The 13198-nt window shown below is 67.8% G+C and carries 13 protein-coding genes; 8 read left to right on the forward strand and 5 right to left on the reverse strand.

Features of this window, described 5'->3' with window-relative positions:
- The first annotated feature begins 47 nt into the window (after positions 1-47).
- The 3 genes from IEV67_RS04985 to IEV67_RS04995 are packed head-to-tail and all read left to right on the forward strand — an operon-like array spanning position 48 to position 3277.
- Positions 48-1349, forward strand: a complete 1302-nt coding sequence (locus IEV67_RS04985) for a quaternary amine ABC transporter ATP-binding protein (RefSeq protein WP_188435427.1) — start codon at positions 48-50, stop codon at positions 1347-1349.
- The gene (locus IEV67_RS04990; RefSeq protein WP_188435428.1) at positions 1349-2302 is read left to right on the forward strand and encodes an ABC transporter permease; all 954 of its coding nucleotides are present in this window, start codon (positions 1349-1351) and stop codon (positions 2300-2302) included. Before IEV67_RS04985 ends, IEV67_RS04990 begins: the two co-directional genes overlap by 1 nt.
- A 51-nt stretch (positions 2303-2353) precedes the next feature.
- Positions 2354-3277 carry a glycine betaine ABC transporter substrate-binding protein gene (locus IEV67_RS04995; RefSeq protein WP_188435429.1) on the forward strand — a complete coding sequence of 308 codons (924 nt, stop codon included), beginning with the start codon at positions 2354-2356 and terminating at the stop codon, positions 3275-3277.
- A 64-nt stretch (positions 3278-3341) separates the two neighbouring features.
- Here the strand turns inward: IEV67_RS04995 and IEV67_RS05000 are convergent, their stop codons facing one another.
- Positions 3342-4136, reverse strand: coding sequence for an SDR family NAD(P)-dependent oxidoreductase (locus IEV67_RS05000; RefSeq protein WP_188435754.1), 795 nt, complete (start codon positions 4134-4136; stop codon positions 3342-3344).
- A 102-nt stretch (positions 4137-4238) separates the two neighbouring features.
- Here IEV67_RS05000 and IEV67_RS05005 point away from each other — a divergent pair, with 102 nt between their 5' ends.
- Both IEV67_RS05005 and IEV67_RS05010 read left to right on the forward strand, forming a co-directional pair.
- Complete coding sequence (locus tag IEV67_RS05005) at positions 4239-5705, forward strand: lipase maturation factor family protein (RefSeq protein ID WP_188435430.1); 1467 nt, start codon at positions 4239-4241, stop codon at positions 5703-5705.
- A 32-nt stretch (positions 5706-5737) separates the two neighbouring features.
- Positions 5738-6634: an acetylxylan esterase gene (locus IEV67_RS05010; protein WP_188435431.1), complete on the forward strand. Its 897-nt coding sequence runs from the start codon at positions 5738-5740 to the stop codon at positions 6632-6634.
- A gap of 9 nt (positions 6635-6643) precedes the next feature.
- On the opposite strand, the gene IEV67_RS05015 is transcribed toward IEV67_RS05010, so the two are convergent.
- Together IEV67_RS05015 and IEV67_RS05020 are read right to left on the reverse strand one after the other, a co-directional pair.
- Positions 6644-7489: a hypothetical protein gene (locus IEV67_RS05015; protein ID WP_229702740.1), complete on the reverse strand. Its 846-nt coding sequence runs from the start codon at positions 7487-7489 to the stop codon at positions 6644-6646.
- 68 nt (positions 7490-7557) lie between these two features.
- Complete coding sequence (locus IEV67_RS05020) at positions 7558-8079, reverse strand: VOC family protein (protein WP_188435432.1); 522 nt, start codon at positions 8077-8079, stop codon at positions 7558-7560.
- A gap of 92 nt (positions 8080-8171) precedes the next feature.
- Here IEV67_RS05020 and IEV67_RS05025 point away from each other — a divergent pair, with 92 nt between their 5' ends.
- Complete coding sequence (locus IEV67_RS05025) at positions 8172-9119, forward strand: helix-turn-helix transcriptional regulator (RefSeq protein ID WP_188435433.1); 948 nt, start codon at positions 8172-8174, stop codon at positions 9117-9119.
- Positions 9120-9135: 16 nt separating this feature from the next.
- Here IEV67_RS05025 and IEV67_RS05030 read toward each other — a convergent pair whose 3' ends face one another.
- Positions 9136-9798, reverse strand: a complete 663-nt coding sequence (locus tag IEV67_RS05030; protein WP_188435434.1) for a response regulator — start codon at positions 9796-9798, stop codon at positions 9136-9138.
- Positions 9795-10931 carry a sensor histidine kinase gene (locus IEV67_RS05035; protein ID WP_188435435.1) on the reverse strand — a complete coding sequence of 379 codons (1137 nt, stop codon included), beginning with the start codon at positions 10929-10931 and terminating at the stop codon, positions 9795-9797. The genes IEV67_RS05030 and IEV67_RS05035 overlap by 4 nt, the downstream gene beginning before the upstream one ends.
- Positions 10932-11093: 162 nt before the next feature.
- Between IEV67_RS05035 and IEV67_RS05040 the strand changes: the two genes are divergently transcribed.
- Positions 11094-11477 (forward strand): hypothetical protein, encoded by a 384-nt coding sequence (locus tag IEV67_RS05040; RefSeq protein WP_188435436.1) that lies wholly within the window; start codon positions 11094-11096, stop codon positions 11475-11477.
- Positions 11474-13018, forward strand: coding sequence for a multicopper oxidase family protein (locus tag IEV67_RS05045; RefSeq protein WP_188435437.1), 1545 nt, complete (start codon positions 11474-11476; stop codon positions 13016-13018). The genes IEV67_RS05040 and IEV67_RS05045 overlap by 4 nt, the downstream gene beginning before the upstream one ends.
- Positions 13019-13198 lie beyond the last annotated feature (180 nt).

The following is a 13198-nucleotide window of genomic DNA, read 5'->3' on the forward strand; positions in this document are numbered from 1 at the left end:
AAGTCGGCTCCCGAGACCCGAAGAACCGGTGAGCCACCGGGAGAAACGTGACCGAAACCGCTCTCGAAGCGCGCCATCTTTTCAAGGTGTTCGGAAGGAATCCGAACCAGGCCGTCCGCCGCCTGAAGGCGGGCGAATCCCGCACCGACACACTGGATGCCGGGACCGCTGCCGTCATCGACGCCAGCTTCACCGTCAACCGCGGTGAGATCTTCGTCATCATGGGCCTGTCCGGATCGGGCAAGTCCACCATCATCCGCATGCTCAACGGGCTGCACGAGATCACCGACGGTTCCGTCGTGATCAACGGCGACGAGATCGCCGGAGTGCCGGCATCCCGCCTGCGCGAGATCCGCCGCGAGAACGTGTCGATGGTGTTCCAGCACTTCGCGCTCCTGCCGCACCGCACGGTCGCCGCGAACGTCGCCTACCCGCTCGAGCTCAAGGGCGTCGGCAAGGCCGAGCGCGCGGCCAAGGCCGATGAAGTGCTCGCCATGGTCGGCCTCGACGGCTGGGGCGACAAGCTCCCGTCCGAGCTCTCCGGTGGAATGCAGCAGCGCGTCGGCATCGCCCGCGCTCTCGCCGCCGACACAGACATCCTGCTCATGGACGAGGCGTTCAGCGCTCTCGACCCGCTCATCCGCCGCGAGATGCAGGAACAGCTTCTCGAATTGCAGCAGAAGCTGCAGAAGACCATCGTCTTCATCACGCACGACCTGAACGAGGCGATGTTCCTCGGCGACCGCATCGCGGTCATGCGCGACGGTCGCATCGTGCAGATCGGCACTCCGGAAGACATCCTCACGGATCCTGCCAACGACTACGTCGAGCAGTTCGTACAGGATGTAGACCGTGCACGCGTGCTCACGGCATCCAACGTCATGGAGCGCCCGCGCCCCGTCGTCGCCGACAACGCCGGCCCTCGCACGGCACTGCGCCAGATGCGCGACGCCTACATGTCGGCCGCGTACGTCACCGGCCGCGACCGCAAGCTGCTCGGAATGGTCACCGACCGCGATGCCGTCAAGCTCGTGCGCAAGGGCGAGACGTCGCTGAAGTCGATCCTGAAGCCGGTGCCGCAGAGCGTTTCAGAGGACGAGGTCCTGATGAACCTCTTCGTCCCCGCCGTCGAGTCGCAGCTGCCGCTCGCGGTCGTCGATGCCGAAGGGCGCCTGACCGGCGTCATCCCGCGCGTCACGCTGCTCGCAGCTCTCGGGCCCGGCCCGAACTCCACCGAGGAGATCACCTTGCCGCTTCCGCCTGTCTCGCACGCCGAGATCGCCGCGGTGCTGGGTGAGGCGGCGGATGCCGTCGCTCCTGAGGCCGCGACTGAAGGAGAGGTGCGCTGATGGATGGATTCCGCATTCCGATCGGCGAGTGGGCCGCGGCAGCCGTCGGCTGGGTCAAGGACAACCTCGAGGGCCTGCTCGATTTCATCTCGTTCATCGTCAAGTTCCTCGTCAACGGTCTGACCGATGTCCTCCTGGGCACGCCGATCGTCGCGCTCATCATCATCGCCGCGCTGATCGCCTGGGCAGTGCGCTCGATCTGGATGGCAGTCGGTACGGCGGTGTCGTTCGCGCTGATCCTCAGCATGGGGCTGTGGGTCGCGGCGATGCAGACGCTGTCGCTCGTGGTCGTCGCCGCGCTCATCGCGGTGGTCATCGCGATCCCGCTGGGCATCTGGTCGGCGCGCAACGCCACGGTGCGAACAATCATGAAGCCGATCCTCGACTTCATGCAGACGATGCCGGCCTTCGTTTACCTCATCCCTGCGATCGTGTTCTTCAGCATCGGCGTCGTGCCCGGGCTTGTCGCCACGGTGATCTTCGCCCTGCCTCCCGGCGTGCGTATGACCGAGCTCGGCATCCGAGGCGTGGACTCCGAGACGGTCGAGGCCGGACACGCGTTCGGTGCGACACCGGGGCAGATCCTGCGCGGCATCCAGCTTCCGCTCGCGATGCCGACCATCATGGCCGGTGTCAACCAGGTCATCATGCTCTCGCTGTCAATGGCGGTCATCGCCGGCATGGCCGGGGCCGACGGCCTCGGAAAGCTGGTCGTTCAGGCCATCTCGACCGTGAACATTGGCAAGGGCGTCGAAGCCGGCCTCGGCGTCGTGCTGCTCGCCGTCTTCCTCGACCGCGTCACCGCAGCACTCGGCACGCCGAACGAGCACCCGTCGTCGCTGCTGGGCATGATGGCTCGCCGTCGCGGTGCGCGGCAGGCGGAGAAGGCGGATGCCGCGAACCTCGAGGCCGACCGAGCTACAGCCAAAGGCATGCGCCGCGCGGCTCCCTGACCCATCCCTCACCCATACGAAACGCAGCAGAACATACGGAAGGAAAGCACCATGAAGAAGTTCCGGCACATCACAGCCGCCGTGGCCCTGGGGGCCGTGGCATCCCTCGCCCTCGCCGGTTGCGCGACGGGCAACGACACCGCAGGCGGAAACGGCGGCGGTGACAGCGAAGGCGGAGACAAGGGCACCATCACCCTCGGCTTCATCCCCTCCTGGACCGACGGCCTCAGCATGGCCTACCTCGTCCAGGACCAGCTCGAGAAGCTCGGCTACACGGTCGAGCTCGAGACGCTGACCGAGGCGGGCCCGCTCTACACCGGCCTCGCACAGGGCGATGTCGACATGTTCCCGTCGGCGTGGCCTGAGGTCACGCACGCGGAGTACATGGAGACGTACGGCGACGACCTCGAAGACCTCGGCGCGTACTACGACAACGCCAAGCTCACGATCGCCGTGCCCAGCTACATGGACATCGACTCGATCGAAGACCTCAAGGGTCAGGCTGCCCGCTTCGACGGCAAGATCATCGGAATCGAGCCCGGCGCAGGCCTCACCGGCGTGACGCAGGACTCGATGATGCCCGAGTACGGCCTCGACGGTGAGTACACCCTCGAGACGTCGTCGACCTCTGGCATGCTCACCGTCCTCGGTGAGGCCATCGACAACGAAGAAGACCTCGTCGTCACGCTGTGGAAGCCGTTCTGGGCGAACAGCAAGTACGACGTCAAGGAGCTCGAGGACCCGCTGGGTGCGATGGGTGAGGCCGAGACGCTGAACTTCATGGCGCACAAGGGCTTCGCCGAGGAGTTCCCCGAGGCCGCTGAGCTCGTCGAGCAGATCAAGCTCGACGACGACCAGTACGGCTCGCTCGAGGACCTCGTCGTCAACGAGTTCGGCGAGGGCCAGGAGGCCGAAGCCGTCGACAAGTGGCTCGAGGAGAACGGCGACCAGTTCGACTGGGTCGTCAAGGACTGACTCTCTTCACGCTCAGTGAGCGTCACGAGGGCGTCGCGGCTTCGGCCGCGGCGCCCTTCGTCGTCTACGGGACGATCGAGTCGATGTACCCGCCGTCGACGCGCACCGCGGCTCCCGTCGTGGCGGATGCCAGCGGCGAGGCGAGGTACGCCACCATGTTCGCGATCTCCTCTGGCTCGATCAGCCGCTGCAGCAGCGACTGCGGCCGGTGCAGGCGCATGAATTCGCGCTGCGCCTCTTCCCAAGGAAGGGCGGTGTCGACCAGTTCGTACACGAACGTCTCCACGCCGCCGGTGTGCGTCGGGCCGGCGAGCACCGAGTTGACCGTGACGCCGGTGCCGGCGGCATCCTTCGCGAATCCGCGGGAGACTGCGAGGAGCGCGGTCTTCGACATGCCGTAGTGGATCATCTCGGCTGGGATGACGACCGCCGAGTCGCTGGCGATGTTGAGGATGCGTCCCCATCCGCGCGACTTCATGCCCGGGAGCGTCGCGCGGATCAGGCGCACGGCGGCGAGCACGTTGACGTCGAAGTAGCGGCGCCATTCCTCGTCGGTGATCTCCAGCGCGTCAGTCGCACCGAAGATGCCGAGGTTGTTGACGAGCACGTCGATGTCGCCGGTCGCGGTGAGCACAGCATCCGCCCCTTCCTGATCCGTGACGTCGCCCGGAGCCGCGATGAACTCGCGCTCGGCCGACTCCGCCTGCAGTTCGGCGATCGTGGATGCCACGGTGTCGGCGCTGCGGCCGTTGATGGCGACGCGCGCCCCCGCGTCGGCCAGGGTCGCGGCGATGGCCCTTCCGATGCCCTGGGTGGAGCCGGTGACGAGTGCGGTCTTGCCGCTGAGATCGATGCGCATGGTGGATGCAACCACAGCCGGGTCGGATTCATGCCGCGGCTCACCGATGCACGGTGCGCGCAACCCCCTGCCGCATCTGGGCGACGCGCGTAGCCTGAAGGCATGGACGGTTTCGCGGCTGTCGACTTCGGGTTCGCGCGCGAAGTGCTCCAGCGGGGCATTGCGGCGCTGTTCTTCGTCGCGTTCGTCTCGTCGCTGAACCAGTTCCGTCCGCTGCTCGGAGAGCGGGGGCTGCTGCCCGCGCCGGCGCTGCTGGAATGGGCCTCGTCCTCGAAGTCGAGAGGGCGGATGCTGCGCCCCACACTGTTCCGTCGCATCCGCTACACCGACCGCCGACTGGCGACGCTGTGCTGGGCGGGCATCGTCGTCTCGGCGCTGCTCGTCGCCGGCATCCCGCAGTTCGCGCCGCCGTGGGTGCCGATGGTGTGCTTCCTCGCGCTGTGGTTCGGGTACATGTCGATCACCAGCATCGGGCAGACGTTCTACGGCTTCGGGTGGGAGATGCTGCTGCTGGAGGCCGGGTTCCTCGCCGCCTTCCTCGGTTCGCGGGATCAGCCGCCGCCGACTGTGGTGATCGTGCTGATGTGGTGGCTCGTGTTCCGACTGGAGTTCGGTGCGGGCATGATCAAGATCCGCGGCGGACGGGAGTGGCGCGACCTCACGGCCCTCACCTACCACCACGAGACGCAGCCGATGCCTGGGCCACTGAGCCGGCAGGCGCATCTGCTGCCGCGCTGGTTCCACAAGGGCGAGGTACTGGGAAATCACTTCGCGCAGCTGGTGGTGCCGTTCTTCCTGTTCGCCCCGCTGCTCTCCTTGTGGGTGCCGGGACCGGTGCCCCAGATCGTCGGCGCCGTCGCGGGGGCCATCGTCATCGTGACGCAGCTGTGGCTCGTCGCCACCGGCAACTTCGCGTGGTTGAACTGGGCGACGATCGTGCTGGCCTTCTCCGCCGTGGGGGTGCCCGGGGCGTTCGGTGCGCCGACGACTGCCGCCGGTGCGGCGGCACTCCCGCTCTACTGGATCGTGATCACCTCGGCCATCGGCATCCTGTACCTCATCGTCAGCTGGCCGGCCCTGCGCAACCTGTTCGCCCGACGTCAGCTGATGAACGCGAGCTTCAATCGGTGGCAGCTCGCGAACGCCTATGGCGCGTTCGGCACCGTCACGAAGGACCGCATGGAGATCGTCATCGAGGGCACTCTTGATGAGGACCCGGATGCCGCGATCTGGCGCGAGTACGAGTTCAAGGGCAAGCCCGGCGATGTGCGCCGCGTGCCGCGGCAGTTCGCGCCGTACCATCTGCGCCTCGACTGGCTGATGTGGTTCCTGCCGCTCGGGCGCTCATTGGATGACTGGTTCACGATGCTGCTCGCACGGCTGCTTCAGGCGGATGATCCGACGCTCGCGCTGCTGCGGGTCGACCCATTCGCTGGGCAGCAGCCGCGATGGGTGCGTGCGCTGTCGTACCGCTACCGGTTCGCGACAAGGGAGGAACGGCGGCGCGACGGTGTGGTGTGGGTGCGCGACCGCAGGCACGTGATCGTCGGGCCCGCGGAGCTGCCGTGACTGCCGACCGGCGGTCATGGCAGACTTCCGACGTGGATGAACGCGCTGTTCCCGACGACTTCGACGACTTCTGGCAGTCGCTTGCCGCCCGTGCGCGCGAGGTGGAGGTGAGGCCGAGTCGCACACCAGTGGACGGCGGCATCGAGCTGATCGAGTACACGTCGCTCGACGGAGTCCGCCTCGGTGGATGGCTCACCCTGCCGCCGGGCGACATCCGCTCCGCCGTGATCGTCGGCCACGGCTATGGCGGTCGTGCCGAACCTGAGCCGTGGTGGGCGCCGGCCGACGCGGCCGTGCTCTACCCCGTCTCGCGTGGTCTGCCGACTCTGTCATTGGTCGACGGCATTCCGTCGGATGGCGCGGAGCATGTGCTGCACGGCATCCGCTCCCGGGAGACGTACGTGCACGGCGGGTGCGCGGCCGACGTCTGGTGCGCGATCACCGCGCTCGAAGAGCTGCTCGACGCGCGGCTGGGCGAGCAGCACGGCGGCCTTCGGCTCGGCTACTTCGGGCCGAGTTTCGGCGGCGGGATCGGCGCGATGGCCCTCCCGTGGGACGACCGCATCGACGCGGCCTCGCTGCACGTGCCGTCGTTCGGCGCGCACGCGCGGAGGCTCGCGGTGCCGAATGAGGGCAGCAGCGCGGCCGTCGGTGCCTGGGTCCGCGAGCATCCGGAGGCGTGGGATGTGCTCGACTACTTCGATGCCGCGACGGCGGCCACCCGCATCCGCGTTCCGACGATCGTCGCCGCCGCGCGTGAGGACCCGTCGGTGCCTCCGGTCGGGCAGTTCGCCGTCGCGGATGCTGTTCCCGAGCAGCATCGCAGGGTCATGGTGATGACGGCCGGGCATCGCGAGTATCCGGAGGAGCAGGCGGAGATGGCGGCGTACGCGGCAGCGACGCGGGAGCTGTTCGCCGCCGTGGGGTGAGATCGCGCGCTACGACGCGTCGTGCTTCGGCTGCCGGATGGGCTCCGGCTGAGGCGTGCGCTCCGGCTGCGGTGCGCGCTCGGGCTGCGTGCGCTCGGGTTCGGAGGCGCCATCGGAGGTCGGGGCCGGAGTCGGACCCGTCGTGATCTCCCTGGCGACCTGCTTCTCGAGCACGGTCACGGCGTCGTCGCTGAGCACGATGAGCCCCTCGAGCTCTTCACGCACGCGCTTGTATGCGACGTTGCGCTCGGCCTGCGTGGCCGACTCGTCGACGGCGACCTTCAGCAGTTTCTGTGCGCGGTCGAGCTTCTTGCGCTCGGCCTCACTGAACGTGGAGTTGCGCAGCCGGCGGGCTTCCTTCTCGGCGATCTCGAACGCGACGGCGTAGTTGCCGACCGCATCCAGATACTCGCTGATCTGCTGATCGCTGACCTTCGCATCCGCAGAGGAAGGCCGCAGCGCGTCCGCGGTCTTCTTCGCCCGTAGGAACGCGGCCGTCAGCGGCTGGCGTCCGTCGCTCATGGCGGGGAAGGCGATGAGCTTGGCGACGTCGAGCTCGTAATCCAGCCACCGGGCGGTGATCTCGTCGTGCTCGGCGAAGAGCCGCTCGAGCAGCTGATTCGACGACGGCTGCGCATCGGAAGCGATCTCGCGCCGCTTCCTCGACGGTGCGACCTGGCCGCGCGCGGCGAGTTCAGCGGCCTTGAGCTCGCCCTTGAGGCGCAGTGTCTCGAGGCGTCGCTCGTGCCGGCGCTTCGCGCCCTGCTCCCACGCCTTCGCAGCCCCGCCGGCCATTCCCATGATGGGGAAGATGAGCCACCAGAAGCTGCCCGCCCACTGCCAGAACTCTTGCATGATGGCTTCAGCCTACTGCGATGACTCCCTCGCCACCCCTCTCCGCTCGGCGAACCCACGCGGCAATCTCAGCGGATGGGAGCGCTGCTGCGTCCCTCTGCTCGTCCGGTCATCTCCGCGTCGAATGTCTCCTGTGCGATTCGCATCTGCTCGGCGTACACCGGCTGCTGCAGCCGTGCCCACATCACGTCCTCCGGCACGTCCTCGACGTGGGCCATGACCCACCAGATGTTGCCGAACGGATCCTTGATCCGTCCGCCGCGCTGGCCGAACGCGTTCTCCGCGATCTCGGTCACGACCTGACCCCCCGCAGCGATCGCCCTCTCGAAGGCGGCGTCCGCATCGGGCACCCATACGCGCAGAAGGCTCGGCATCACCGGCCACGCCGGGTCGCGGTCGAACGCCAGCACGATGGTGTCGCCGATCTTGATCTCGGCGTGACCGATAGCGCCGCTCTCGGTCGCGACGCGGCCGAGCTCTTCCCCTTCGAACGCGCTGGTGACGAAGTCGAGGAATGCCCCGGTGTCTTCTGTGGTCACCCAGGGGGCGACGCTCGTGTAGCCGGCAGGTGCGGAATTGTTCTGGTCCATCTCGGTTCCCTTCGAATCCGGTCTTTTGTCATCGGCAACGTTAGATTCGAACTAGGGCGAATATCGTCCTACTTCTCGAGGAGAGTTGTTCCATGGCTGATCCGACGTCGCGACTGCTCACCCTGCTGTCGCTGCTGCAGACCTCTCGCACGTGGTCAGGCAGCGAACTCGCCGAGCGGCTCGGCATCACGCACCGCACAGTTCGACGCGATATCGACCGTCTGCGCGAGATGGGATATCCCATCGATGCCGACCTCGGCGCTCACGGCGGCTATCGACTCGTGGCGGGCACATCGATGCCGCCGCTTCTCCTCGAGGACGATGAAGCCGTGGCCGTCGCACTCGGGCTGCGCACGGTAGCCGTTCACGGCCTCCCAGGACTCGAGGATGCCGGCGTCCGAGCACTCGCCAAGCTGAGCGTGTCGCTTCCCTCTCGACTGCGGTACCGCGTCCGCACGCTCGGCGCGACGGCGATGACCTGGTCCCGCCCGTCTGGCGACGCGGTCGACCCTGACGTTCTCACAGTGCTGGCCGCCGCGACGGCGAGTCAGGAACGTGTCCGCATGCAGTACGAGGATCACGGCGGCAATCTCACCGCGCGGCATGTCGAACCGCAGCGCCTGGTCAACGCCCATCAGCGGTGGTACCTCATCGCTTTCGACATCGATCGCGGTGCGTGGCGCCATTTCCGCGCGGATCGCGTCACCTCACTTCGAGCCACCGGAGTGCGTGCGACGCGCGGGCTCGTACCGGAGGAGAGTGTGCTGGCCCACCTCGAGCGTTCCGAGTCGGCCATGGCCCCGACGTACCGTGCGGACGTGACGCTGCATCTGCCGTTGGACACCGCCCGGGCTCGGCTGCGCGACTACCTCGGAACCGGTGAGCTGGTGGCTGAGGAGGGTCGCACGCGGTGGCGCAGTGCCGAGGACACCGTCGAGTGGCTGGCCATCCGCCTGCTCACGCTGGACTGCGACTTCGTCGTGCACGGGCCGCCGGCACTGAGGGCCCAGCTCGACAGCATCCACCGACGAACCGGCTGAACGTCCAGTCGCCCCGTCAGCGTCCGGGCGCAACCAGCCCCGTCTCATACGCCATCACCACGAGCGCCGCACGGTCGCGGGCGGCGAGCCTACCGAGCAGGCGGCTGACATACGTGCGGGCGGTGGAAGGGCTGAGGAAGAGGTCGGCGGCGATCTCGTCGTTCGTGCGCCCGCGGCCGACGAGTGTGAGCACCTCGATCTCGCGTTCGCTCAGTCCGTCGAGCTGGGTTCGATCGATGACCGTTCGTGATGCGGCGGCGCGCATGACCGTTGCGGTCACCGACGGCGACAGCAGTGAGTCGCCGTCGGCGACCGTGCGGATCGCGGCGCGCAGGTCTTCCGGTGACACGTCCTTCAGCAGATATCCGGACGCGCCGGAACGGATCGCCTCGTAGACGTTCTCGTCTTCGTCGAACGTGGTCAGGATCAGGACTCGGATACCGTCGAGCGCAGCATCCGCGACGATCGCCCTCGTCGCCTCGAGGCCGTCCATCACAGGCATCCGGATGTCCATCAGCACCACGTCGGGACGCAGCTCGCGCACGCGGGACAGGCCGCTGCGCCCGTCCGGCGCCTCCTCGACGACGGTGATGTCGCCGTCGCGCTCGGCGAGCGAGCGCAGGCCGGCGCGCACGAGTTCCTGGTCATCGACGATCACCACACGAATCGGTTCGTTCACGACTCTCCTCCTGCCCGCGCCGGAATCTCGGCGCGCACGATGAATCCGCCAGGTGCAGGATGCGCGGTGAGCGTGCCGCCGAGCAGATCGGCACGCTCCTGCATGCCCCTGATGCCGGCACCCGTACGCTGGCTGCCTCGCGCACTGGTGCCGTCATCCACGATGCGCAGGGCCAGCGTCCCCTCCACCGCGCGTGCGGTCACTCGAACCGTCGAGGCGCCCGAGTGCCGCAGCACGTTGGTCAGCGACTCCTGCACGATCCGGTAGGCCGCAGCGTCGACGGAGCGTGACAGCGCATCGGATGCGACCGAGATCTCGGTCTCCACGCGCAGCCCGGCCGTCCGCGCCGCGGCGAAGAGCGGTTCGAGCGCCGCCAGACCCTGCACGGGCTCCGGACCGGAGGCGTCGTCCGACCGCAGCACCTTCACCGTCCGACGCAGCTCACGCAGCGCATCCGATGTCGCCGCGCGCACCTGATCGAGCGCGGGGCGTGCGGCCGCAGCATCCGGCGCCTCGGCGGCGACCCCGGCATGCAGGGACGCGACCGAGAGCGTGTGCCCGATGGTGTCGTGCAGATCGCGGGCGATCTGCATCCGCTCCGCCTGCATCCTGGCATCTGCGGCGTGCGATTCTTCAGCGGCGGTGAGTGCGGCGATCTGCGCGGTGCGCTCCCGCGACTCACGGGCGAGACGCACTGCGGAGCCGAGGGCGATGGCCGCAGCGGCGAGCGCCAGCTCGGTGACGAACGTGTAGCCGTTGAGCGTCGCTTCCGGCTCTGATCCGTCGAGGCGGAAGTAGGTGGCGACCGCGAGCAGCACGACGGCCGACCCGACGGCCCAGTACGTGCGATGCTGCTCCGCCGCGGAGAAGAGGGCGCCGATCGCGGGGAGCACCATGCCGACCGGCGGCAGATCCAGCGTGTAGTACGCGAAGATCGCGAGCAGCGTCACGACCAGCGTGGTTCGCGGCAGCCGACGGCGCACGAGCAGGATGAGTCCGAATCCGAGCGCGAACGCGTATCCGCCGAACGAAGTGCGACCGACCGGATCGGCGGCGATGACGACCGCGAGCACCAGAGTCACTGCGATCGCGAGCCCCGCGTCGGCGAGTCGTGGGTTCACCTCGCTGCGCATGCCTCCAGCGTAGGAGGGCGGGGTGGCGTGCGCGATCCCCCCATGTCGACGGCGGTAGTCGCTTCCGGGCGACATCGACGTGGTGGGACGTCGCCTCCTGACGGGGCGAAGTGACGCTCCAGCGCCGATGTGCCGTGCGCGGCTGCTGGCGAGGCTGGATTCATGACTGAGACGACCCCCTCCACGACCGCCCGACCCGCACTGCCCTGGCTGCTCATCGTCGGCCTCGCCTCGCTCTCGCTGCTCTGGCCGCTCACGAACCTGATCGGCATCGGCCAGGGAGCGCCGCGGGCACTGACGATCATCGCGGTCGTCGCCGTGACCTGGATCGCCGTCGTCGGCTTCGGCCGGGTGCCGCGGCCGGTGCTCGTGCTGACGCTCACCGGACTCGCCCACGGCGCGATCTCTATGATCGTCGCGGCGATCTTCGGCGGCGTTGACGGCCCCATCTGGACCGCGTTCGCCGCCCTGGCCATCGACACGTTCTGGGGTGCCGTCGCCGGGCTTATCGCCCTTGCGATCCAGAAGATGCGGAAGCGGGCGTGAAGCGCATTCCGAGCGGAGTGCGCATCGCCGCTGCGCTCGCCGTGGTCGCGGCATCCGCAGCCCTCCTCACCGCATGCGACACGTTCTCCACCACCACGGTCGCCGAACAGGACTTCGTCAACGAACTCGCCATCCCGCCGCTCGCCGATTCCACCGTCGAGGACGGCGTGCGCACCTTCCAGTTGACGGCGCAGGAAGGCACGACAGACTTCCCCGGCATCGGGGATGCTGAGACCTGGGGCTTCAACGGATCGTTCCTCGGCCCGACCCTTCGCGCCGAACGTGGCGAGCAGGTCGCATTCGAGATCGACAACCAGCTGCCGGAGGCGACCAGCGTGCACTGGCACGGGATGCACCTGCCCGCTGTGATGGACGGCGGCCCGCATCAGATGATCGAGCAGGGTGAGACGTGGCGGCCGACGTGGACGATCGATCAGCCGGCGTCGACGCTCTGGTACCACCCGCATCCGCACGGCGAGACGGAGAAGCATGTCTATCTCGGCCTCGCCGGCATGTTCATCCTCGACGACGACGCGAGCCTGGCTGCCGATCTGCCGAGCGAGTACGGCGTCGACGATCTGCCGCTCATCGTCCAGGACAAGGAGTTCGACGGCGCCGGGCAACTCGTGCTGAATGACGACGGATCCGAACCGGGGACGCTGGGCGACACCGTCATGGTCAACGGCACGGTCGGCGCATATCAAGACGTGACCACGGAGCGGGTGCGCCTGAGACTGCTGAACGGATCGACCGCGCGCACGTACACGTTCGAGATGCCGGATCGTCCTATGACGATGATCGCGTCCGACGGCGGCTTCCTCGATGCTCCGGTCGAGATGGATCAGATGCGCCTCGCGCCGGGCGAGCGCGCCGAGGTCGTCGTCGAGTTCGAGCCGGGCGAGACCGTGCGACTGCGTTCGTCGAAGACCGACCTCGGTGGCATCGTCGTGCCCGCGACCTCTGGTGGAAACGACGAGTTCGACGTGCTGGAGTTCCGGGCGGCCGACACGCTGACACCATCGCCCGAGCCGACATGGCCGCAGGCGCAGGATGCTGTCGCCGACGAGCTGCATGAGGACGAAGCATCCGTCACTCGAGACTTCGTGCTGAACACCCGCGAGATCAACGGCGAGCAGATGGACATGAACCGCATCGACGAGATCGTGCACGTCGGCGACACCGAGGTGTGGGAGGTGCGCAGCACGCAGCCGATTCCGCACAGCTTCCACATCCACGATGTGCAGTTCCGAGTGCTGAGCATCGACGGGCAGGCACCGCCGCCCGAGCTTGCGGGTCCGAAGGACACGATCTACCTCAACCCGAACCTGACCTACCGGCTGCTGGTGCGCTTCGAGGACTACGCCGATCCGACCATGCCGTACATGTACCACTGCCACATGTTGCTGCATGAGGACGAGGGGATGATGGGGCAGTTCGTCGTGATCGAACCGGGGGATGAGGACAAGGTGCGGGCGCCTGAGCATTCGGAGCATGTCGACGACTCGGATGACGCCGTGATCGGCGGTCACTCTGGGCACTGAGGTGCCACGGCCGCGCGCCCTCACCGTGCTGGGTGGCTGACGAGTTGGAGTCGCCGCTGCCTCGCTGGAGGCATCACAGGTTGACGCGTACGCCGAGTTCGGAGAAGTGCACGTTCTTCGGACCGATCGCCCCCGAACTCTCCGAAGAAGATGCACTTCTCCGAGGATGAGGTGCTGGCA

It is taken from the genome of Microbacterium murale (assembly GCF_014635185.1).
GTDB classification, from domain to species: Bacteria; Actinomycetota; Actinomycetes; order Actinomycetales; family Microbacteriaceae; genus Microbacterium; species Microbacterium murale.

Excerpts from the sequence above, each read along its gene's own strand:
- IEV67_RS04990 (WP_188435428.1), top strand. The coding sequence starts at position 1,349 with ATGGATGGATTCCGCATTCCGATCGGCGAGTGGGCCGCGGCAGCCGTC.
- IEV67_RS04995 (WP_188435429.1), top strand. The coding sequence starts at position 2,354 with ATGAAGAAGTTCCGGCACATCACAGCCGCCGTGGCCCTGGGGGCCGTG.
- IEV67_RS05000 (WP_188435754.1), bottom strand. The coding sequence starts at position 4,136 with ATGCGCATCGATCTCAGCGGCAAGACCGCACTCGTCACCGGCTCCACC.
- IEV67_RS05005 (WP_188435430.1), top strand. The coding sequence starts at position 4,239 with ATGGACGGTTTCGCGGCTGTCGACTTCGGGTTCGCGCGCGAAGTGCTC.
- IEV67_RS05015 (WP_229702740.1), bottom strand. The coding sequence starts at position 7,489 with ATGCAAGAGTTCTGGCAGTGGGCGGGCAGCTTCTGGTGGCTCATCTTC.
- IEV67_RS05020 (WP_188435432.1), bottom strand. The coding sequence starts at position 8,079 with ATGGACCAGAACAATTCCGCACCTGCCGGCTACACGAGCGTCGCCCCC.
- IEV67_RS05025 (WP_188435433.1), top strand. The coding sequence starts at position 8,172 with ATGGCTGATCCGACGTCGCGACTGCTCACCCTGCTGTCGCTGCTGCAG.
- IEV67_RS05035 (WP_188435435.1), bottom strand. The coding sequence starts at position 10,931 with ATGCGCAGCGAGGTGAACCCACGACTCGCCGACGCGGGGCTCGCGATC.
- IEV67_RS05040 (WP_188435436.1), top strand. The coding sequence starts at position 11,094 with ATGACTGAGACGACCCCCTCCACGACCGCCCGACCCGCACTGCCCTGG.